Source organism: Flavobacterium cheniae, from assembly GCF_004363695.1.
Lineage (GTDB): Bacteria > Bacteroidota > Bacteroidia > Flavobacteriales > Flavobacteriaceae > Flavobacterium > Flavobacterium cheniae.
The window spans coordinates 556,206-576,746 of the sequence record NZ_SNZC01000002.1; the positions used below are offsets into that span (position 1 = coordinate 556,206).

Here is a 20,541-nt window from a genome sequence, read left to right on the forward strand (position 1 = left end):
CTATTTTATTTTTTCAATTCTTAATCCTAGTTCTGTTATTCCTTTTAGTTCCGAAACACCATCTACTTTTCCAGTTTCTCTTACTGCCTGAACTACTTCAACATTGTATTTTCCAGCTCTTTTAAATCTGAAATTTTCCAAATACCATAATTTACTTTCCTTCACATCTGAAAAACCTTCTCCTAATAACGTTCCATCTGGATTAGCCATTTGGTATTCTAATGTATCTACTTTAAAAGTCGGTTTTTTACCTGGTTCTTTCATCGTTACAATCAAATACATGTTGTTGAACGGATAATCGTTGTTGTTTCTCACATTTAAAAATAAATGATACGGATTTACCGTGTCTTTTTGTTCAAATGTAAAACGCAACGTGTCTGATTTTTTCCAAGAACCGTCTAACTCTTTGTATTCGCTAAAAAATTGCTTTTCATCGCAAGAGAAAAAAAGCACAGCAAACAGCATTAACCCAATAAATTTAGTCTTTTTTAGGAGCATTTTTGAAATTTGATGGTTTACGTTTTTTGTTTTTATTGTTATTCTTTTTCTTAGGTTGATCAAAACGTGTTAAACTATCTTGACCTACTACATTTTCGAATTTTTTCTCTACTTCTTGAACCGTTTCTACCACATAATCTTCCAAAGCCGCCACACGTTCTTTTTTCTTATTGATAGCTACAATTTCTTTCACTTTTGCTACTGGTAAAACCATCCATTGCGCTGGAGCATTTGCATAAGAGAACCACATAATTTCCTTGAAAATATCAATTTTCTGACAATATGCATCGCCTTTTTCGGTATACAATTTGGTTTCCATATCAGGCATATCTTTCAATGCATCCAAATAAGTGTCTAATTCGTAATTCAAACAACACTTTAGTTTTCCACATTGTCCTGCTAATTTTTGTGGATTTAACGACAACTGTTGGTAACGTGCTGCCGAAGTATTTACACTTCTAAAATCGGTTAACCAAGTAGAACAACACAATTCTCTTCCGCAAGAACCAATTCCACCTAAACGAGCTGCTTCCTGACGGAAACCTACTTGTTTCATTTCGATTCTGATTTTGAAATCTTGTGCAAATTCTTTAATTAACTGACGAAAATCGACTCTGTCATTTGCGGTGTAATAAAACGTTGCTTTTGAACCATCACCTTGAAATTCTACATCAGAAATTTTCATTTCTAACTTCAAATTAATAGCGATTTCACGAGCACGCATACGCACCGCTTCTTCTTTATTTCGAGCTTCTGTCCAAATATCGATATCACGTTGTGATGCTTTTCTATAGATTTTAGCTAATTCTTTGTCTGGATTATCGCCTTTCTTCTTCATTTGAATTTTAACCAATTCTCCTGTCAAAGTTACAATCCCAATATCGTGACCTGGAGAAGCCTCCGTAGCAACAATATCTCCAATAGCTAAAGTTAGCTTTTCTGTATTTCTGAAAAATTCTTTTCTTCCGTTTTTGAAACGGATTTCAGCCGCATCAAAAGGCGCCTGACCTCCTGGTAATGTCATGTTTGACAACCAATCAAAAACCGAAAGTTTGTTGCAGCTATCGGTGCCGCAAGTCCCATTATTATTACACCCCTTTGGTGCACCACCATCAGCGGTTGAACAGTTTGTACATGCCATAATTTAAATATATAGTGATTGTCCTTAAGCGGACTACGTTTCAAAACGTTTTTGAGCGTAAAGATATTGATTTTTTATGGAAACTTTCAAATTCAATCTTTTGAAGTTGCACAAAAACAAAAAACCTATCTCATTATAAAACGAAATAGGTCTTTATATAGTATTGTAAACCAAAAAATTATGTTTCTTTCACGGTAATTATGTGAACGGGACAAGCCTTTGCTGCTAATTCACAATTTTCAACAATGGTGTGGTCTGCCGATTTTAAAGTGTGAAAACCTTTGGCATCAACCGATTTTATTAAAACCGATTTTCCGTCTTTTTTTGACATTTGAAATTGGGCTGGCGCCATTTCTACACAATAATTGCAACCAATGCATTTGTCTCTTTGAAGCGTAACAACAACCATTAGTTTTCTACAATTTTATACATTTTATCCGATAAACGAATGCGGAACGGCACTTTTAAAGTACAACTATCTCCTTTGGTTGCTTTTTCAGAAGTAGCATCATTCACAAAAAAATCTTCTAAAATTAATTCTTGCGCTCCAGTTGACGGACCGGTAATTAAAATTTTATCGCCTTTTTTAATATCGTAAGCTTCGATTTTGAATTCGGCTATGCTTGATTTTGGGAAATAATGCATTCCTTTTCCAACGTATACTTTTTTCTGAGTTGCATTGGAACCGGGATTATCAGACCATTCGCCTAATTTTTGTCCCAAATAATAACCGCTCCAAAAACCACGATTGTAAACAGTTGCCAAAGCTTCCATCCAAGTGTTGATTTTTTCTTTGGTAAACGTTCCTTCGTAATACGAATCGATAGCTTCACGATAGGTTTTGATAACCGTTGCTACATAATCTGCAGCACGTCCACGACCTTCAATTTTTAAAACTTTTATTCCTGAATCGATTACTTGATCTAGAAAATCTAATGTACATAAATCTTTTGGCGACATTAAATATTCGTTATCAACTTCAATTTCAAAACCAGATTCTTGGTCAATAACGGTATATTTTTTGCGACAATTTTGTTTGCAAGCACCCCGATTTGCCGATGAATTATGCGAATGTAAACTCAAATAACATTTTCCAGAAACCGCCATACACAAAGCGCCGTGACCAAAAATTTCAATTTCAACTAAATTACCGCTTGGACCTTTTACTTGTTCTTTTTCGATGTCTTCGGTGATTTTTTTTACTTGACGCAAACTCAACTCGCGAGACAATACAATCGTATCGGCAAACATTGCGTAAAATTTTACCGTTTCTATATTAGTCACATTCAATTGCGTAGAAATATGAACTTCGATTCCGATGGTTCTAGCCGTCATAATAACCGCTTGGTCGGATGCAATTACTGCCGTAATTCCTGCTTCTTTAGCTTTAGTCAAAAGTGTTTTTACAATCGATAAGTCGTGATCGTAGATAATCGTATTTAAAGTTAGATAGGTTCTAACGTTTTTTTCGTTGCAACGACGTGCAATTTCTGGCAAATCGTCTAAAACGAAATTTACTGTTGCTCGAGCACGCATATTTAGTTGTTCGACACCAAAATAAATGGAATCGCAACCATTATCTAAAGCCGCTTGCATAGATTCAAAATTTCCTGCAGGCGCCATTAATTCAATTCTTCCCGAAGTTGTCATTAGCCAATAATTTTAAATAATTTATCAGATAATCTTACTCGGAAAGGTACTTCAAAAGTTATTTTATCGCCAACTTTAGCTACTGAATTTTCAGTTCCATTTACCAACATTTTTTCTAAAACTAATTCTTGGTTCCCAGTTGTTGGTCCTGAAATTAAAATTTTGTCGCCAACATTTAGTTCTTGATTTTCTATAACGAAAAGTCCCACTTGTGCTTTCACATAATAATGTTCGGCTTTACCAAGCAATACTTTTTTTACTTTTATCTTCTGGCGAATATCTTTCGTTTTTTCGGCAACAGCCAAAGGTTTATCCGACAATTCTCCTGAATGTTTGAATTTTAAATTCTCTGATTTTCCTTTTCGGAATACTTTATTACCTACTTGTTTTCCTCTACGAAGTTTAACTTGTTCGGCTAATGGTAAATGTGTGATTTCTAAACATTCTGTAGAACAACAATTTTCCATTGCAGCTTGGCATTCGTCACATTGAATGAATAATAAGTGGCAACCATCGTTTAAACAATTGGTATGATTGTCGCAAGGTTTTCCACATTGGTGACATTGCGAAACAATATCGTCAGTAATTCTTTCACCTAATCTGTGGTCGAAAACAAAGTTCTTTCCGATGAATTTACTTTCTAAACCTTCCTCTTTAAGTTGCTTGGCATAATTGATGATTCCGCCTTCTAATTGGAATACATTTTTAAAACCTTGGTGTTTAAAATACGCCGAAGCTTTTTCACAACGAATTCCTCCGGTGCAATACATCACTAGGTTTTTATCTTCTTTAAAGTCTTTTAATTGTTCGTTGATGATTGGTAAACTTTCTCTAAATGTTTCCACATCTGGAGTTATAGCACCTTTAAAATGACCAATTTCACTTTCGTAATGATTTCTAAAATCAACTACAATGGTGTTTGGATCTTCTAATATTTGGTTGAATTCTTTGGCTTTTAAATGCACCCCAATATTCGTAACATCAAACGTTTCATCGTTCAAACCATCAGCTACAATTTTGTCACGAACTTTTACTGTTAATTTTAAAAACGAATGGTCATCGTGTTCTACAGCAACATTCAAACGAATGCCTTTCATAAAATCATAGGCTTCTAAAGTTTCACGAAAAGCTTCAAAGTTTTCGGCAGGAACACTCATTTGAGCATTAATTCCTTCTTTGGCTACATACGTTCGACCAAGAGCATCGAGCTTGTTCCATTCGATAAATAAATCGTCGCGAAATTTTTTGGGATCTTCAATTTTGGCATACGCATAGAAAGATAATGTAAGACGTTGTTTTCCGGCTTCATCAATTAATTGAGCTCTTTCTTCTGCGCTTAAGGTGTTATACAGTTGCATGCTATAAACGTTTAAGTGAGAAATATGTTGTGAATTCTAAATGGAAGAATTCGAGGGCAAAGGTAATAAAATTGATTAAAAATCAAATCTTTAAATGAATTGGAAAACATATTAACAATTTTTGGCACAATTGAAAAAAGCTGTATTTTTACAAAAAAAGAATTGTAATCAATTTAAAGCCAAATATTATGAGTTCAGACAAAGAAGCAAAATTAAAAGCCTTACAACTAACATTAGACAAACTTGACAAAACATACGGAAAGGGAACTGTAATGAAACTGGGCGATAGCGCAGTGGAAGAAGTAGAGTCTATTCCTTCAGGTTCATTAGGTATTGATTTGGCACTTGGAGTAAATGGTTACCCAAGAGGAAGAATCATTGAAATCTACGGACCAGAATCGTCAGGTAAAACTACGTTAACATTACACGCCATTGCAGAAGCTCAAAAGGCAGGAGGAATTGCTGCATTTATTGATGCGGAACATGCATTTGATCGTTTTTATGCAGAAAAACTAGGAATCGATATTGATAACTTAATTATTTCACAACCTGATAATGGTGAACAAGCATTAGAAATTGCCGAAAGTTTAATCCGTTCGGGAGCAGTTGATATTGTAGTAATTGACTCGGTTGCAGCTTTAACTCCAAAAAGTGAAATTGAAGGTGATATGGGTGATTCTAAAATGGGATTACACGCGCGTTTGATGTCACAAGCATTGAGAAAATTAACTGGAACGATTCATAAAACAAACTGTACCGTTTTCTTCATTAACCAATTACGTGATAAAATTGGAGTTATGTTTGGAAGTCCAGAAACTACAACTGGAGGTAACGCATTAAAATTCTATGCTTCAGTTCGTATTGATATTCGTAAATCGACTCAAATTAAAGATGGAGATAATGTTTTAGGTAACAGAACCAAAGTAAAAGTAGTTAAAAACAAAGTAGCACCGCCTTTCAGAACAGCAGAGTTTGACATTATGTATGGTGAAGGAATTTCAAAAGTAGGTGAAGTTTTAGACTTGGCCGTAGAATTTGAAATCATCAAAAAAAGTGGTTCTTGGTTCAGTTATGGAGAAACTAAATTGGGTCAAGGTAGAGATGCGGTAAAAGCATTAATCAAAGACAACCCAGAATTAATGGATGAATTAGAACAAAAAATTAAAGATCTAATCAAAGAAAATAACGCTTAAAAATTAAATCACGCCTAGAGCGTGATTTTTTTTGTAAATACACGCAACCTTTTAATTAAATTTGAATCTAATATTTATAATATATCATTAATATGAAAAAAATATTTTTAATCTTGAGCTTATTTTTTGTTTTAAGTTCATGTGAAATTGATCAAGAAAGTGTTTCTGTTGTTACTCTACCTGTTGAATCTGTTGTAATACCAACTGAGTTTGAACTTGGAGGAACTTATCCCATAATCATGCGTTATTACAGACCTTCAAGCTGTCATACTCCTTATGGAATTTACTATGAGAAAGACTTAAATATTAGAGTTTGCGCAGTTAATAATATCGTAAGAGAAGGTGGAAACTGTAATGAATTAAATGATTATTTGGTTGAAGAAACTTTCGATTTTACAGTTACTAGCACAGGAAATTATATTTTTAAATTTTGGACTGGTGTAGACTCTGAAGGTAATAATACTTTCTTAGAATACGACATTCCTGTTAATTAACTTATCGTAAATTGATTATAGAGCAACTTATAGATGAATGTAGTAACAACAATACTAAAGCACAAGAGCAAATTTATCGTTTACTAGCGCCAAAATTGTTTTCTGTGTGTTTGAAGTATTCACGTAATTACGAAGAAGCTCAAGACAATTTACAAGAAAGTTTTTTAATCATTTTTGAAAAAATAAATCAATACAAAAAAACGGGTTCATTTGAAGGTTGGGCAAAACGAATCGTTATTAATTATGTACTACAGCAATATAGAAAACAAAATATTTTTGAAATTGTTTCTGAGAAAATAGCTGATGATGAGGAAATTGAAATTGATGATGATAACATCAGTTTAGAGTTTTTAACTAAGATTATTCAAGAATTACCAGATAGATATCGATTGGTTTTTAACTTATATGTATTAGATGGATACTCTCATAAAGAGATTGCAGAGATGTTAGAAATCAACATCGGAACATCTAAATCAAATTTAGCTAGAGCAAAAGCTATTTTGAAAAATAAGATTGAATCCAATAATAGTTTTGAGGTAAAAAAAAGTAAATGAAAGACAATAAAAATATAGAACGATTATTTCAAGAGAAATTCAAAGATTTTGAAGCCTTACCGCCTCAAGATTCTTGGGATATTATTGCTAGTCGTTTAAATGAAAAGAAAAAGAAAAAAAGAATTGTGCCAATTTGGTTCGAATTTTCTGGAATTGCCGCTTCATTATTTATAATCGGTTCATTAATTTGGAATTTCTCAGGTGAAAGCAATACAACTGAGGTGCCAAATTCTAACAACACAATTGTAAATACTGAAGATTCTAAAGGAAACTCAAATAATTCAAACATTACTTCACCTAATAACGAAGCTATTGTTTATGATTCGCAATCAAATGAAGAAAATTTAGATAAAAAATCTAACAACTCAATCAATCAATATAATGAAAAATCGATTGATGAAAAATTAGTTAAATCGAAACTTAAAAACAATTCTAGTAGAAGAAACGGATTAGTTTCAAATGGCAAATTACAAAACGATATTGATGCAAGTTCAAATCAAAAAGGATTTAAAAAAGGAAAGAACAATTTCAAAAAACAATCATCATCTGTAACAAATTCTGAAAAAGCTTTAGTTGCTAATACAGAAAAAAACAAAGCAAAAAGAAAATCAAAATCGAAGTCAAATAAAAATAATTCTGATTTTGAAAACCTATTTGATGATAATAACGTAGTTGATAATAATAGAGAAGATAAAAACGCTATCAATAAAGAAACTATTGATGCTTTTTTTGAAAATAAAACATCAAACACAACAACAATAACTAATAATGATTCTATTACAAAACAAACAAACAATTCAGATGTTGTTGTTTCTAATGAAATCATTACTCAAGATAGTACGCTAGTGGCTGAAGTTTCTAAAGAAACAAATCTGCTAGAGGAATTGCTTAAAGAAAAAGAGGCTGGGAAAAATGAAGATGAAAAAGAAGAAAAAAGAAGTAAATGGGCGATTAGCACTAACGCGTCGCCTGTTTATTTTAACTCCTTAGCACAAGGATCTTCAATTGACCAACAATTTGATTCGAATAGCAAAAATTATGCAACAACTTTAAGTTTAGGTATAGCTGGAAGTTACGCAATAAACAACAAATTAAGTTTAAAAACAGGGGTTAACAATATCAACATTAGTTACAACACCAACGATGTTCTTTTTGATGCAAGAATGAATAATGTTGAAAACAATATACCTACAATATCAAGAAATCCAGAAGCATCAAATATGGTGTTCTCATCAAAAGTTGGTAATGTAGAAACGTTATCGGGTGATGTTGAAAATGTAATTATTGAGAACAATGTGGGTGCATTACAACAAAACATTAGTTACATCGAAGTTCCTTTAGAATTAAGTTACAAATTATTAGATAAGAAATTTGGTATAGAAGTGATAGGAGGAATGAGTACCTTATTTTTAAATCAAAATAACATTTCGTTAGTAGCAAATGGCATAGAAATGGAAGTAGGAAGAGCCAATAATCTAAACAATATACATTTTAGTAGCAATGTCGGTTTGGGTTTTAAATATAATTTTTGGAAAAGCTTTAATGCTAATTTCCAACCTATGTTTAAATACCAAATCAATACTTTTAGTGAAAATTCCGGTAACTTCAAGCCTTATTTTATAGGCTTGTATACCGGAGTAAGTTTTAGTTTTTAAGCTTTGTTGGTTAAGCTTAAATTTTTAGTTAAGTTGTTTCGTTTCTAGTTAAAATGAAACTGAGAAAGTCCAAATGCGTTTGGACTTTTTTATTTTAAATCCTCAAGCAAAGGTTGTAAAATAATATCTCTTACTTGTTGTTTCAATGCGTTTCTATCTTCTAACGTTTTACCTTTAGTTTCAATTATCGGATAAATTTTAGCGCGCATTTTTCCTGGAGTTCCACTGAAGAAAGTATAAGAAAAACGTTTTTTGTTATCGAAAAATACCATTGGAACAATTGGCAAACCGTGTTCAATGGCAATTCTGAAAGCACCATCTTTAAATTCATCTAGCACAATGTGCTCCTCTGGAACGCCACCTTCTGGAAAAATACAAATACTCAAACCTTGATGAATTCTTTTTTGAGCACGCTCAAAAACTTGATAACGACTTTTACTGTTTGCTCTATCAACCAAAATACAAACGCGTTTATATATAAATCCAAAGATTGGAATTTTGGCCAATTCTTTCTTTCCCACAAAAACAAATGGGTGATTTTTAACCGCAATCAACATCAACATAATATCGGTCATTGAAGTGTGATTGGCTACTAACATATAACTTTTTCCATCTTCAAAAACTTCATCGCCTTCAATAGAATAATTAAAACCCATTCCAATTAAAATAATCTTAGACCATAACCTCGCAATTTTAAAAAATAACGGATAGGTTTTCTCGCTTAAGATCGTAGCCAAAATAAAAGGAAACAGTACAATGATTGGAACTAAAACCAAGATGTAAAACCAAATTCGATATAATAATGTAAGCGGATATTTTAAAAATTTCATTTAGCAAGTTTATTTGATTTCCAAAAGTAATCATTTATATAAAACCTATCTCTTTTTACTTTTCTGTTTTTACTTTACATTTGCATTTCTAAATAACAACTTAGCAACGCTTAGCGTTAAAACAAAAACAATGGCAAAAATCTTAACCGGAGTTCAAAGTACAGGAACACCACACTTAGGAAATTTATTAGGAGCAATTATTCCTGCTATTCAAATGGCAAACAATCCTGATAACGAGTCTTTTCTTTTTATTGCCGATTTGCATTCGATTACGCAAATCAAAAATGGAGCAGAATTAAGACAAAACACCTATAGTACAGCTGCAGCTTGGCTAGCTTGTGGTTTAGATACAAACAAAATTGTTTTTTATCGCCAATCGGATGTGCCTCAAACAGCTGAGCTTTCTTGGTATTTGAGTTGTTTTTTTCCGTTTCAACGTTTAACATTGGCACACTCTTTCAAAGATAAAGCAGATAGATTAGAAGATGTAAATGCCGGATTATTTACCTATCCAATGCTAATGGCAGCCGATATTTTATTGTATGATGCCAATATTGTACCCGTTGGAAAAGACCAAATGCAACACATTGAAATAACAAGAGATGTAGCCTCAAGATTTAATCATCAAATGGGCGAAACCTTTGTGTTGCCAGAAGGGAAAACTTCTGAAGACACCATGTTAATTCCTGGAACCGACGGACAAAAAATGAGTAAATCGAGAAACAATTTCATTAATATTTTTGTGGACGACAAAGCGCTTCGCAAACAAATTATGGGAATTCAAACCGATAGCACACCATTAGAAGATCCAAAAAACCCAGATACTTGTAATTGTTTTGCTTTATACAAATTATTAGCAACAACAGAACAAACAGAAGTAATGAAAGCCAATTATTTAGCTGGAAATTACGGCTACGGTCACGCGAAACAAGCTTTATTTGAATTAATCGTTGAGAAATTCAAAACCGAAAGAGAAAAATACAATTACTACATCAACAACCTAGAAGAAGTAGATAAATTATTACTTGAAGGCGCTGCAAAAGCAAGTGCTGTAGCGAATGGTGTTTTGAAAAGAGTTAGAGAGAAGTTGGGTTATTAATTAACATCATTTACAGATGATTGAAAACTCAAAAAAACTCTTCAAGCATTGTGAATTGTGTAAAAACAAATCACAAAATCTTGAAATTGGAGTTTTTTGTAGTTTAACCAATCGTAATCCAAATTTCGATGTTTTCTGTGATGAGATTTCATTTAATGAAAATCTTAAAAAAAAGATTACAGAGATTAACATCGCTTTTGAAAAAACAAAAAGAGAAAAGAATTGGGTATACTCCTATTTTGTAGTTTACTTAATTATGAGTCTAGCTATGTTTCTTTTTACCTATAAATTCAACGATTATATCGCAAACATTTTAAGTAAATCAAGCGGTAAACCTGTATTTATTGCCTCATCAATTATAATAATTTTTATTTGTATTGCAGTGATTTTACTTGGTTATGCTTTTGGTGCCTTGAATAGACATCGTTTTGATAGTAAAAAGAACAATACCGATAAACAGGAATTAGATGCCATTTTAAAATTATACAATATCGAATATGATTTTAAAATAACCTTTAACGATCGGATGTTAATGCCAATAGATATTAAAACTGAATTAAAAATAAAAAACCTCAAAGTTTAGAAGTCTAAATTTTGAGGTTTTTTATTTTTCAAACCACTTCAAACATTTTTCCGGGCAAAGGTCTAATCACTCCTTTTAATTCCATATTTAACAAAATAGTAGAAATGCGATAAATAGGAAAATCACATTCTAAAGCGATGATGTCCATCATTTCTTTTCCGGTTTTTTGAAGGTAATCGTAAATGATTTGTTCTTCATCGGTTAAGGTAATGAACAATTGTTTTTGTACTACTTTTTGAGATTCGCGTTGCAATTCCCAATTTAAAATATACACCAAATCAGCTGCCGAAGTAAGCAAATTAGCACGTTGTGTTTTAATTAAATTATTACAGCCTTGACTGTATTTATCAGTCGTTCTTCCTGGAACAGCGAAAACATCTCGGTTGTAATCGTTAGCTAAATTAGCGGTGACTAATGAACCACCTCTTTCAGCACTTTCAATTACTATAGTAGCTTCGCTAATGCCAGCAACAATGCGATTTCTTTTGATGAAATTTTCTTTGTCGGGATTGCTGGTGCTCCAAAATTCGGTTAAAAAGCCGCCATTTTGTTCCATTTTTGCCATGTACTTTTTGTGGGTTTTCGGATAAATTTGATTCAAACCATGTGCTAAAACACCAATAGTTTGCAAACCACAATCCATTGCTATTTGATGTGCATAAATGTCTACGCCATAAGCGAAACCGCTTACTATAATAGGATTTAATGGTGAAATTTCTTCAATCAATTTCTTAGTAAATTCCATGCCATACGTCGTAATTTGACGTGTACCGACAATACTAATGATTCTTCTATTCTGTAAATCAATATTTCCCGCTTGAAATAAAAGTACAGGGCTGTCGTAGCAATGTTTTAATCGTTCGGGATAATTTTCATCTTGAAAATAAGTGGTGGAAATATTTTCTTGCGCAATGAATTGGAGTTCAGCTTCCGCTTTTGCAAATACCGATTTGTCTTGTAAATTTTTAATTACAACCGAACCAATGCCGTCAATTTTTTGAAGTTGGGATTTTTTTGAAGCGAAGACTTCTGTAGCGTTTCCGCAATGTTGAATGAGTTTTTTGGCGATTACATCTCCAACTCCTTCCACTTGCATCAACGCAAGCGTGTGGTACAATTCTGACTGTGTCATGGCGTGTATAAAATTTATTTGGCGTATAATTGAAGAACAAAAATAGTTCTTTTTAGCAATAATCCAAAAAAGAAAATAGAAACCTAATTAGCCCTGATTACTTCACGCAGCGTTTATTTTTATTTGGTGTTTAGTGAATGCTTCGCATTTGTAGTGGAAATCCTTTTTTATTTGTTGCCTGAGGTTCTCGAAGGCAACAAATAAAAGATTGCAACGTAAAGCAGGAACATGGAAACCAAGAAAACCCAAGCCATTCGCTTCCAATTATTTACAGTAAAAATCGGAATTGTTAATAATTTTTGTTGATAAAATTTTGATATTGCTATTGATTATCTAACTTTGTTGTTATGCTTATAGAAAAACACATATCTGACTTATTATATCGTTATCAGTGCGTTACTGTTCCTGGTTTTGGTGCTTTTTTAACCGAAACTGTGTCCGCTCACGTTACTGGAAGCGCAAGTTCGTTTTTTCCACCTAAAAAAGTGGTTTCGTTTAATGCGAATGTAAAAAATAATGATGGGTTATTGGCAAATCATGTGGCATTACAAGAAAAAATGTCGTACGAATTAGCCGTAATCAAAATTGGTGATGTGGTGAATGAATGGACGTATTTGTTGCAAAACCGCAATCGCGTAGTGTTGAAAAACATTGGCGAAATTTCGGTGAACAATGAAATGAATTGGGTTTTTGAACCAGCAAACACCGTAAATTATTTAACGGATTCGTTTGGTTTGAGCAGCTTTGTTTCTCCAGAAATTACAAGAGAAGTTTTAAAACAAGAAGTAGAAGCTTTAGAAGAAAAAGCACCAATTATTTTTACTCCTGAAAGAAAGAAAGATTACTCGTATTTAAAATATGCAGCTGTTTTTGTAACGATGTTAGGCGCTGGTGGTTTTGGTTACAAAACCTACTACGACCAACAAATTACCAATCAAACTTTATTAGTTGAGAAAAACGTACAAGAAAAAGTACAACAACAAATTCAACAGGCGACTTTTCTAATTAATGCTCCAGTTGAAGCAGTTGAATTAAGTGTTGCCGCACCAGTTGAAGAAAAAAGACCTTATCATTTAGTAGCTGGCGCTTACAGAAGTGTAGAAAACGCGGACGTAGCAATTGCTGAATTAAATGCAGCAGGTTTTGAAAACGCAAAGATGCTTCCAATGAACAAACTTAAATTATATTATGTAGTTTATGCAAGTTTTAAAACATTAGAAGAAGCGCAAACCGATAGAAAAAACATACAAAAAACACATAATGCAGAAGCGTGGTTAATGATAGAATAATTTTTTAACACTTTGCATAATAATTATTAAAATCCCTGTTTTGGGATTTTTTTTTGCATATAATATTCGAAAACCTCATTATCTTTGTAAAAAAAACAATGCAACCAAAATTTCCTTCAGAATCGGTAACTACTTTAACCGACTTAGTTTTACCAGGTGAAACGAATCCATTGAACAACTTATTTGGTGGTGAATTACTAGCTCGTATGGACAGAGCTGCAAGTATTACCGCAAGAAGACATTCGCGTAGAATTTGTGTAACGGCATCTGTGAACCACGTGGCTTTTAATAGAGCTATTCCTTTAGGAAGTGTAGTAACCGTTGAATCTAAAGTATCGAGAACTTTCAATACTTCTATGGAAATTTATATTGATGTTTGGATTGAAGATAGAGAATCAGGAATTAAAAATAAAGCGAACGAAGCTATCTATACTTTCGTCGCGGTTGATGAAACAGGAAGACCAATTCCAGTTCCACCAATTGAACCAGAAACCGAATTAGAAAAACAACGTTACGAAGCCGCTTTAAGAAGAAAACAACTAAGCTTAGTCTTAGCTGGAAAAATGAAACCAAGCGAGGCAACGGAATTAAAAGCGTTGTTTATGGAATAAATTGAGAACCTTCGGGTTCTTTTTTTTATTTTTGTAAAAAATAAATCACATGTCATCATTTTATAAATTAAGCATTAAAGAAATCATCAAAGAAACTGCTGATGCCGTTTCGATTCTTTTTAATGTTCCAGACGAATTAAAATCGTATTATCAATTTGTTGCTGGACAATACGTAAACTTAAAAGTTACGCTTGACGGACAAGAAATTAGAAGAGCGTATTCTATTTGTTCTTCTCCAAAAAGTGGCGAATTGCGAATTGCCGTTAAAGCCATCAAAACTGGATTCTTCTCAAAATTTGCTAATGAAAAATTAGCAGTTGGAAATGTAATCGAAGTAGGAACACCAGAAGGAAAATTCACTTTCGAACCTAAAGTAGAACGTCAGAAAAACTATGCGGCTTTTGTTGCTGGTAGCGGAATTACGCCTGTCTATTCCATTCTAAAATCCGTTTTAGAGGAAGAACCAAACAGTACTTTTGTATTGGTTTACGGTAATAAATCGGAAAAAGACACTATTTTCCACAACCAATTACACGATTTACAATTGCAATATGTAGGCCGTTTGTTTGTGCAATATGTGTACAGTCAATCAACTGCTGACAATGCTTTGTTTGGCAGAATTGATAAATCAACCGTAAATTTCATCTTGAAAAACAAACATGCTGAAATGGAATTCTCAAAATTCTATTTATGCGGACCAGAAGAGATGATTAATTTGGTTTCGGACACTTTAAAAGAAAACAATATTTCAGATTCAGATATTAAATTCGAATTATTCTCAACATCTTCAAACGAAAACGAATCTGTTGGTGGAGCTGAAGGTCACACTAAAATTTCAATTTTAGTTGATGATGAAGAGACAACTTTCGAAATGAGTCAAAAACAAACCTTATTAGAAGCAGCTTTAAAACAAGGTTTAGATGTACCGTATTCTTGTCAAGGTGGTATTTGCAGTAGTTGTATTTGTAAAATTACCGAAGGTACTGCCGATATGAAGAAAAATCAAATTTTAACTGATGCTGAAATCGCAGAAGGATTAACATTAGCGTGTCAAGCATATCCAACAACATCAACAATTAAGATTGATTTTGATGATGTTTAAAAGTTTTTAAACTCAGAAGGAGTCTTACCAGTCGCTTTTTTAAAAGCAGTATTAAAAGAAGATTTAGAATGAAATCCTGCCATATTTGCTATTGTTTCGATAGTGAAATTGGCGGTTTCTTTTTGTACTAAAAGTTGTTTTGCTTCTTCAATTCGATAAGAGTTAATATAAGTGGCAAAATTCATTTCGTACTTAGAGTTTAAGAAAAGTGACAAATATTTTTCATTACTTCCAATTTTCTTAGCCAACTGATTCAAAGTAAGTTTGGCATCTAAAAATGGTTTTTCTTCTTTCATTATGGCACCTAACTTTTCTTCTAATCCTTCAAAAAAAGGTGCAAAAGTTTCTGATTCTTTGGCTTCCTTTTGTTCTTGCGCAACTTCAAAATCTAATTGTTCTTGTTTCCAACTGATGTAACCCACATAAATGAAATAAGCTGCAGAGTAAAATTCGAAAGATAATTTTAAAAATTTAGGAAAAATGCCTGTTAGACTTATAAGTAACAAGACCATAAAAATGACGTAACCTAAGATAAAATGAAGCAATTTATCGGGGTGAATTCCTGGAGAAGTGGTATCCAATTGTTTTTCTCTCTTATATCTTTTAAAGACAGAAATGGATAAAAACAGATAATAAATACTCAATAAAGGAAACACGAAAAGCAGTGCCAAATAATTGGAATACGTCAATACTTTTTCGCTCATTTCTTTCATAAAAAGATTCTTTTTCGAATCCATATATAAAAAAGAAAACGCATTAATGAAGAAAAGTAAAAACACCACATAATAGTGTTTTACATTTCTGTTTTGACGAATTCCGGCCAAAAAAGCACTGTAAAGATAAATCGTAGGTGGAATTGCAAGTAGGAAAACAAAGAAAAGTAACATAATTACCTCCGAAATCTTCTCAGGAAGCCACGTTAACTTTTCAGTTGCCAAAAAGAAGCACGAAATAGCAAAGGCCCAAAGTAAAAAATACAATCCTAAAAACTGCAAAGTCTTATTTTGCTTGCCATTTCCCCTAAATAAAAAGAGAAATGCTAACACAAAAGCAGTTAAAATAGGAAGTAGTAATGACATTAAATTAGGCTGTATTTTAGGTTAATTAATGTTTAAATATACGGAATTTGTACAAATTCACGGAATACAAACATATAGTATTTTCTTATCATTTTCAACAGAAGTAGTTTTGACCTGCATCAAAATACAAATGATTATGAAAAAAATTCTATTTACAATTATCGCTTTTTGCACGATTCAGTCTTTTGCTCAAGTTGGAATTGGAACAACTAATCCACATGCAAGTTCCATTTTAGATCTTACTAGTACAACCCAAGGATTTCTTGTACCAAGATTATCCACAGCACAACGTGATGCTATTGCTTCACCTGCTAATGGATTAATGATTTACAACACCTCTATTAATTGTTTCCAATATTACAAAAGTTCGGCTTGGAATTCACTTTGTGACGCTACTATTTCAATTTTAAATTGTGCTGGAGTAACAGCAAGTCCTGGCGCAGTTGGTATAAGTTATTCTGGAAATGCCACTATTCCTTATACTAGTGGAAACGGAGGATCATATCCTTCAGGTTTTCCAATTGCTTCCACAGGTGTTACAGGTTTAACCGCAACTTTACAAGGAGGAACGCTGACTAACGGAACTGGAAATTTAACTTATGTCATTTCGGGAACACCAACTTCAAGCGGAACAGCTAATTTTGCAATTTCTTTTGGAGGATTAAGTTGTTCTTTTTCTATAACTGTTAACGGTCCTACTATTGCTTCTATTCCTTGTACTGCTCCTTTCACAGTTACACCAGCCGGAAATGGAATTGCAGGTTTACCTTACAATAAAACAGTAACCGTTCCTTACACTGGCGGAAATGGTGTAGCTTATTCTGCCGGAATGCCAATTGCTTCAACAGGAGTTACAGGTTTAACCGCAACTTTAAACGCAGGAACTTTAGCCGCTGGAGCCGGAAATTTCACTTTTACAGTAACCGGTACTCCCGACCCTTTTGTCGCAGCTTCAACAACCGCTACTGCAACATTTCCATTTACATTTGATGGCAAGAGTTGTAGTTTCACGGTCATTATCAACAAAGCCAGTATTGCTCCTATAACTTGTTCAACAGCGGTTGTGGAAAGTCCAGCAACGGGGATTAATGGTTCACCTTATACCGGAACGATTACTGTAACCTATCCTGCTAGTGGAAATGGTGGTGGTTTTGATGCTCAAAGTATTCCTTCAACTGGAGTAACAGGATTAACCGCAACAATTGCTACTGGATTTACAAATCCTGCTGGCGGAACATTGGTTTTTAATGTTAGCGGAACTCCTTCTGGAACTGGGAATGCACAATTTAATTTGAGTAATTTTATTACCAATTTAGGATGTTCTGGTTCCAATGTTCAAATTGTAATTAGTGGAAGTCCAACAGTAACCGGTTTGAACTGTAGTGGAGCGACACACTCTCCAGCAACTGCAACACAATTTAGCGCATATTCAGGAACAACAACATTGCCTTATACAGGTGGAAATGGTGTAGCTTATCCAACCCAAACCATAAACTCAACAGGTGTTACCGGATTAACCGCAACTTTAACACCAGGAACTTTGGCTTCAGGAAATGGGAACTTAAGTTTTACAGTTTCAGGAACTCCTACTTCCTCTGGATTAGCAAGTTTTGCGATCACTTTTGGAGGACAAACTTGTGTGTTTTCAATCCGAGTAAACGGAAGAGTAATTTCGATAAAATATATTGATGGAAGTACTTATAATGCGACTTCTCCTTTCGGACAACAAACGGTTCCACAAAATTATGGTCCAACCGGAATTTTTAATACCATTGGTGGAATATTACATGACGATTACATTACCACTTTTAACGGCGGAATTTCTCCTTTAACCATGCGAAATACAATTGATATTGTAGCTTGTGGACCCAACAGAACTGCAGGTTCAAGAAGTTTAGCCGATTGTCAAAGAATTCGAGATTATGTGGCTTTGGGTGGAATTGCAATTATTACTTTGGATGCGAATGATGCAAACGCAATTACCACTTCAAACAATTATCACACTGCTTTTGGAGGAACAGGAACTTTTATTGCAGGCGCAAATCCGACGACGGTAAACTCAACTATTCCATTAAGTAGTAGTTATTGGGGAACAGCGAATGCGGGTGTAGCGTTATTAGGAACTGGCGTTAGTGCCGAATTTAATGGTACAACTTATACTTTACCAATAGGCGCTCAAGTGTTGGCAACATATCCAAGTGGTAAACCCGCTATTTGGACCTGTGGTGAAGGTAATAGGGCTTTATTTATTTGTGATAATGGCTTTTTATTAAGTGCAAATTTCACAACTATTGGAGTAGAAACGGACCAAGAGAAGTTTTTTCACAATTTATTGAAAAATTATATTTTAGTTCATTTAGGATTTTGATGCAAAAAACCTATAACTAAAAAAAGGAGCTAATTCAGCTCCTTTTCTATTTTTTCTATAATCCTATCAGGCAAAATCGTTCGCATCACATCTGCATAACCTTCCACTTTTTTATTTCCATAAATGGAAGTTGGCAATAACGGATATTTAGCTCTGTCTGAAGTCAAACAAAAATCATCAGGTTGATTGAACGGTTTGAAACCTGCGTATGGATGCGTTGCGCCCCAAAGTGTAATCACTTTAACGCCCAACATCGCAGCAATATGCGCATTTCCTGAATCCATTGAAAGCATGATGTTTAAATTGGAAATCACTTCTAATTCTTGTTTAAATTTTAGTTTTCCGGCTAAAACGATTACATTTTCATGTTGGTTTTGTAATTGATTTAGCAACTGAATTTCTTTCTCGCCGCCGCCAAATAAGAAGATTTTATTGTTTTTATTTTCAGCTAAACCATCAATTACTTGTTGCATTAAATCCAACGGATAGACTTTACTTTCATATTGTGCAAAAGGTGCTATTCCAATCCAATTTTGATTTTTTGTTCCTGTGATTGAAAGAATATCTTGCGATAAAGCAGCCTTTTCAGGAAACTGAGCATTCGATAAATCAATCGAAAAACCAAGTTGCTTGAAAGTATCTACATGTCTTTCAACCATTTGCTTCACTGGAGCAAAAACTTTATTGGTTAAACTCGTTAATGCTTTCTTTTCGGCTCTTCCTTTATCTGTTGCGGCTACTTTTTTTCCGCTTAAAGCGAATAAGGTTCGGACTACTTTAGAACGAAGTACATTATGTAAATCGGCAACCACATCAATGTTTAATTTTCGTAAATCGGAAAACAATCGAAGTAAACCTAAGAAACCTTTGTGTCGTTCTTTTAAATCCACTCCAAAGAAATCCACATTCGGAATTCCATCAAAAAAAGGTTGAAAAAATGGTCGGGAAACTACGGTAATTTTTACATCAGGATATTGCAAAACTAAGGCTCTCAACACGGGAACTGTCATTGCGACATCACCCATGGCTGAGAGCCTTATTACCAATATGTGATTTTTGTTTACCACCTATTTTTAAATTTTCTTCTGAAAAGTAACAAAGAAAACAAAATCATTACAACTAAGCTTAAATATTTTGTTCTTTCAAATCTCGGTAAAAAAACATATTCATACATCGCAATGAAAAACAAAATAAAAGCTAAAATAAAAAGTATTTTAAAAAAGATGTTTTCACTTGCGAAGTACGATCTTTTATCCATAATTACTTTTTATTCTGATACAACACCGGATTTAACTCCTCGTCGTTGTACATTTTCATTTGTTTGTACACTTTCATGTATTTGTCACCCGCTTCAATATCTTCAATTAATTGACTGATTGAAGTAAACATGTCGTTTTTTTGGTCTAACAAAACATTTAATTTTTCTTGACATTTAGCTCTGTGTTCCGCCGTAGCTTCAGCACGAGTTGCTTCTTCGTTCATGTGGTAAATTTTCAAAGCCAAAATTGATAAACGGTCAATTGCCCAAGCTGGACTTTCCGTATTGATTTTTGCATTTGGTTTTACTTGAACATCTTTATATTTATCTAAGAAATAGCTATCGATGTATTCCACCATATCCGTACGAACTTGATTCGAAGCATCGATTTTACGTTTTAAATCTAAAGCTGCAACTGGATCAATATTTGGATCACGAACGATATCTTCATAATGCCATTGCACCGTGTCTACCCAGTTTTTTGCAAACAACAAATATTCAATAGTTCCTTTTTCGAAAGGATTTACAACTGGTTGATACACATCGTCAATAATGTGATATGTTTTGATACTTTGTTCAAAAATGGGAAATGCAAATTCAGCAAACATAATAATAGCTTTAAAATTGATACAAAAATAGCGATTTTT

At 33.5% G+C, this 20,541-nt stretch carries 20 protein-coding genes; 10 read left to right on the plus strand and 10 right to left on the minus strand.

Annotated features, from left to right (window positions below):
* The 5 genes from C8D80_RS07545 to trhO all read right to left on the minus strand — a co-directional run bounded on the left by C8D80_RS07545 (position 1) and on the right by trhO (position 4,647).
* Positions 1–498, minus strand: coding sequence for a gliding motility lipoprotein GldH (locus C8D80_RS07545; RefSeq protein WP_133608978.1), 498 nt, complete (start codon positions 496–498; stop codon positions 1–3).
* Positions 479–1,639, minus strand: coding sequence for a PSP1 domain-containing protein (locus C8D80_RS07550; protein WP_133608980.1), 1,161 nt, complete (start codon positions 1,637–1,639; stop codon positions 479–481). Before C8D80_RS07550 ends, C8D80_RS07545 begins: the two co-directional genes overlap by 20 nt.
* A gap of 178 nt (positions 1,640–1,817) precedes the next feature.
* Entirely contained in the window at positions 1,818–2,048 is a 231-nt protein-coding gene (locus C8D80_RS07555) for a ferredoxin (protein ID WP_026725596.1), read from the minus strand.
* Positions 2,048–3,289: a peptidase U32 family protein gene (locus tag C8D80_RS07560; protein WP_133608982.1), complete on the minus strand. Its 1,242-nt coding sequence runs from the start codon at positions 3,287–3,289 to the stop codon at positions 2,048–2,050. The genes C8D80_RS07555 and C8D80_RS07560 overlap by 1 nt, the downstream gene beginning before the upstream one ends.
* Entirely contained in the window at positions 3,289–4,647 is a 1,359-nt protein-coding gene (trhO, locus tag C8D80_RS07565; RefSeq protein WP_133608984.1) for an oxygen-dependent tRNA uridine(34) hydroxylase TrhO, read from the minus strand. Before trhO ends, C8D80_RS07560 begins: the two co-directional genes overlap by 1 nt.
* Positions 4,648–4,835: 188 nt before the next feature.
* On the opposite strand from trhO, the gene recA reads away from it, so the two are divergent.
* The 4 genes from recA to C8D80_RS07585 all read left to right on the plus strand — a co-directional run bounded on the left by recA (position 4,836) and on the right by C8D80_RS07585 (position 8,543).
* A complete protein-coding gene (recA, locus tag C8D80_RS07570; protein WP_133608986.1) occupies positions 4,836–5,840 on the plus strand; it encodes a recombinase RecA in 1,005 nt (334 codons plus the stop codon).
* 92 nt (positions 5,841–5,932) lie between these two features.
* Positions 5,933–6,334: a hypothetical protein gene (locus tag C8D80_RS07575; RefSeq protein ID WP_133608988.1), complete on the plus strand. Its 402-nt coding sequence runs from the start codon at positions 5,933–5,935 to the stop codon at positions 6,332–6,334.
* Positions 6,335–6,345: 11 nt separating this feature from the next.
* Positions 6,346–6,888, plus strand: a complete 543-nt coding sequence (locus C8D80_RS07580; protein WP_133608990.1) for an RNA polymerase sigma factor — start codon at positions 6,346–6,348, stop codon at positions 6,886–6,888.
* Positions 6,885–8,543 (plus strand): hypothetical protein, encoded by a 1,659-nt coding sequence (locus C8D80_RS07585; protein ID WP_133608991.1) that lies wholly within the window; start codon positions 6,885–6,887, stop codon positions 8,541–8,543. Before C8D80_RS07580 ends, C8D80_RS07585 begins: the two co-directional genes overlap by 4 nt.
* An 89-nt stretch (positions 8,544–8,632) precedes the next feature.
* Here C8D80_RS07585 and C8D80_RS07590 read toward each other — a convergent pair whose 3' ends face one another.
* The gene (locus C8D80_RS07590) at positions 8,633–9,373 is read right to left on the minus strand and encodes a lysophospholipid acyltransferase family protein (RefSeq protein ID WP_133608993.1); all 741 of its coding nucleotides are present in this window, start codon (positions 9,371–9,373) and stop codon (positions 8,633–8,635) included.
* A 130-nt stretch (positions 9,374–9,503) separates the two neighbouring features.
* Between C8D80_RS07590 and trpS the strand changes: the two genes are divergently transcribed.
* The gene (trpS, locus tag C8D80_RS07595) at positions 9,504–10,472 is read left to right on the plus strand and encodes a tryptophan--tRNA ligase (RefSeq protein ID WP_133608995.1); all 969 of its coding nucleotides are present in this window, start codon (positions 9,504–9,506) and stop codon (positions 10,470–10,472) included.
* 16 nt (positions 10,473–10,488) lie between these two features.
* A complete protein-coding gene (locus tag C8D80_RS07600) occupies positions 10,489–11,055 on the plus strand; it encodes a hypothetical protein (RefSeq protein WP_133608997.1) in 567 nt (188 codons plus the stop codon).
* Between the two features lie 28 nt (positions 11,056–11,083).
* Here C8D80_RS07600 and dprA read toward each other — a convergent pair whose 3' ends face one another.
* A complete protein-coding gene (gene dprA / locus C8D80_RS07605; protein WP_133608999.1) occupies positions 11,084–12,187 on the minus strand; it encodes a DNA-processing protein DprA in 1,104 nt (367 codons plus the stop codon).
* A 347-nt stretch (positions 12,188–12,534) separates the two neighbouring features.
* Between dprA and C8D80_RS07610 the strand changes: the two genes are divergently transcribed.
* From C8D80_RS07610 to C8D80_RS07620, 3 genes are all read left to right on the plus strand, one after another.
* Positions 12,535–13,476 carry an HU domain-containing protein gene (locus C8D80_RS07610; protein ID WP_133609001.1) on the plus strand — a complete coding sequence of 314 codons (942 nt, stop codon included), beginning with the start codon at positions 12,535–12,537 and terminating at the stop codon, positions 13,474–13,476.
* Positions 13,477–13,574: 98 nt separating this feature from the next.
* Positions 13,575–14,087 (plus strand): acyl-CoA thioesterase, encoded by a 513-nt coding sequence (locus C8D80_RS07615; RefSeq protein WP_133609003.1) that lies wholly within the window; start codon positions 13,575–13,577, stop codon positions 14,085–14,087.
* 49 nt (positions 14,088–14,136) lie between these two features.
* Positions 14,137–15,189, plus strand: a complete 1,053-nt coding sequence (locus C8D80_RS07620) for a ferredoxin--NADP reductase (protein WP_133609005.1) — start codon at positions 14,137–14,139, stop codon at positions 15,187–15,189.
* On the opposite strand, the gene C8D80_RS07625 is transcribed toward C8D80_RS07620, so the two are convergent.
* Entirely contained in the window at positions 15,186–16,268 is a 1,083-nt protein-coding gene (locus C8D80_RS07625) for a helix-turn-helix domain-containing protein (protein WP_133609007.1), read from the minus strand. The genes C8D80_RS07620 and C8D80_RS07625 overlap by 4 nt on opposite strands.
* 136 nt (positions 16,269–16,404) lie before the next feature.
* Between C8D80_RS07625 and C8D80_RS07630 the strand changes: the two genes are divergently transcribed.
* On the plus strand, positions 16,405–18,636 hold the full coding sequence (locus C8D80_RS07630) for a hypothetical protein (protein ID WP_133609009.1): 2,232 nt from the start codon (positions 16,405–16,407) through the stop codon (positions 18,634–18,636).
* A 29-nt stretch (positions 18,637–18,665) separates the two neighbouring features.
* Here the strand turns inward: C8D80_RS07630 and C8D80_RS07635 are convergent, their stop codons facing one another.
* Together C8D80_RS07635 and C8D80_RS07640 are read right to left on the minus strand one after the other, a co-directional pair.
* Positions 18,666–19,661, minus strand: coding sequence for a glycosyltransferase family 9 protein (locus tag C8D80_RS07635; protein WP_133609460.1), 996 nt, complete (start codon positions 19,659–19,661; stop codon positions 18,666–18,668).
* A 235-nt stretch (positions 19,662–19,896) separates the two neighbouring features.
* Positions 19,897–20,502 carry a DUF4254 domain-containing protein gene (locus C8D80_RS07640; protein ID WP_111566475.1) on the minus strand — a complete coding sequence of 202 codons (606 nt, stop codon included), beginning with the start codon at positions 20,500–20,502 and terminating at the stop codon, positions 19,897–19,899.
* Positions 20,503–20,541 lie beyond the last annotated feature (39 nt).

Bases quoted from the DNA above. Each gene is read 5' to 3' on its own strand.
- C8D80_RS07575 (WP_133608988.1), top strand. From the start codon at position 5,933: ATGAAAAAAATATTTTTAATCTTGAGCTTATTTTTTGTTTTAAGTTCA.
- C8D80_RS07600 (WP_133608997.1), top strand. From the start codon at position 10,489: ATGATTGAAAACTCAAAAAAACTCTTCAAGCATTGTGAATTGTGTAAA.
- trhO (WP_133608984.1), bottom strand. From the start codon at position 4,647: ATGCAACTGTATAACACCTTAAGCGCAGAAGAAAGAGCTCAATTAATT.
- C8D80_RS07610 (WP_133609001.1), top strand. From the start codon at position 12,535: ATGCTTATAGAAAAACACATATCTGACTTATTATATCGTTATCAGTGC.
- C8D80_RS07635 (WP_133609460.1), bottom strand. From the start codon at position 19,661: ATGGGTGATGTCGCAATGACAGTTCCCGTGTTGAGAGCCTTAGTTTTG.
- trpS (WP_133608995.1), top strand. From the start codon at position 9,504: ATGGCAAAAATCTTAACCGGAGTTCAAAGTACAGGAACACCACACTTA.
- C8D80_RS07545 (WP_133608978.1), bottom strand. From the start codon at position 498: ATGCTCCTAAAAAAGACTAAATTTATTGGGTTAATGCTGTTTGCTGTG.
- dprA (WP_133608999.1), bottom strand. From the start codon at position 12,187: ATGACACAGTCAGAATTGTACCACACGCTTGCGTTGATGCAAGTGGAA.
- C8D80_RS07585 (WP_133608991.1), top strand. From the start codon at position 6,885: ATGAAAGACAATAAAAATATAGAACGATTATTTCAAGAGAAATTCAAA.
- C8D80_RS07560 (WP_133608982.1), bottom strand. From the start codon at position 3,289: ATGACAACTTCGGGAAGAATTGAATTAATGGCGCCTGCAGGAAATTTT.
- C8D80_RS07630 (WP_133609009.1), top strand. From the start codon at position 16,405: ATGAAAAAAATTCTATTTACAATTATCGCTTTTTGCACGATTCAGTCT.
- recA (WP_133608986.1), top strand. From the start codon at position 4,836: ATGAGTTCAGACAAAGAAGCAAAATTAAAAGCCTTACAACTAACATTA.
- C8D80_RS07550 (WP_133608980.1), bottom strand. From the start codon at position 1,639: ATGGCATGTACAAACTGTTCAACCGCTGATGGTGGTGCACCAAAGGGG.
- C8D80_RS07625 (WP_133609007.1), bottom strand. From the start codon at position 16,268: ATGTCATTACTACTTCCTATTTTAACTGCTTTTGTGTTAGCATTTCTC.
- C8D80_RS07590 (WP_133608993.1), bottom strand. From the start codon at position 9,373: ATGAAATTTTTAAAATATCCGCTTACATTATTATATCGAATTTGGTTT.
- C8D80_RS07640 (WP_111566475.1), bottom strand. From the start codon at position 20,502: ATGTTTGCTGAATTTGCATTTCCCATTTTTGAACAAAGTATCAAAACA.
- C8D80_RS07615 (WP_133609003.1), top strand. From the start codon at position 13,575: ATGCAACCAAAATTTCCTTCAGAATCGGTAACTACTTTAACCGACTTA.
- C8D80_RS07620 (WP_133609005.1), top strand. From the start codon at position 14,137: ATGTCATCATTTTATAAATTAAGCATTAAAGAAATCATCAAAGAAACT.
- C8D80_RS07555 (WP_026725596.1), bottom strand. From the start codon at position 2,048: ATGGTTGTTGTTACGCTTCAAAGAGACAAATGCATTGGTTGCAATTAT.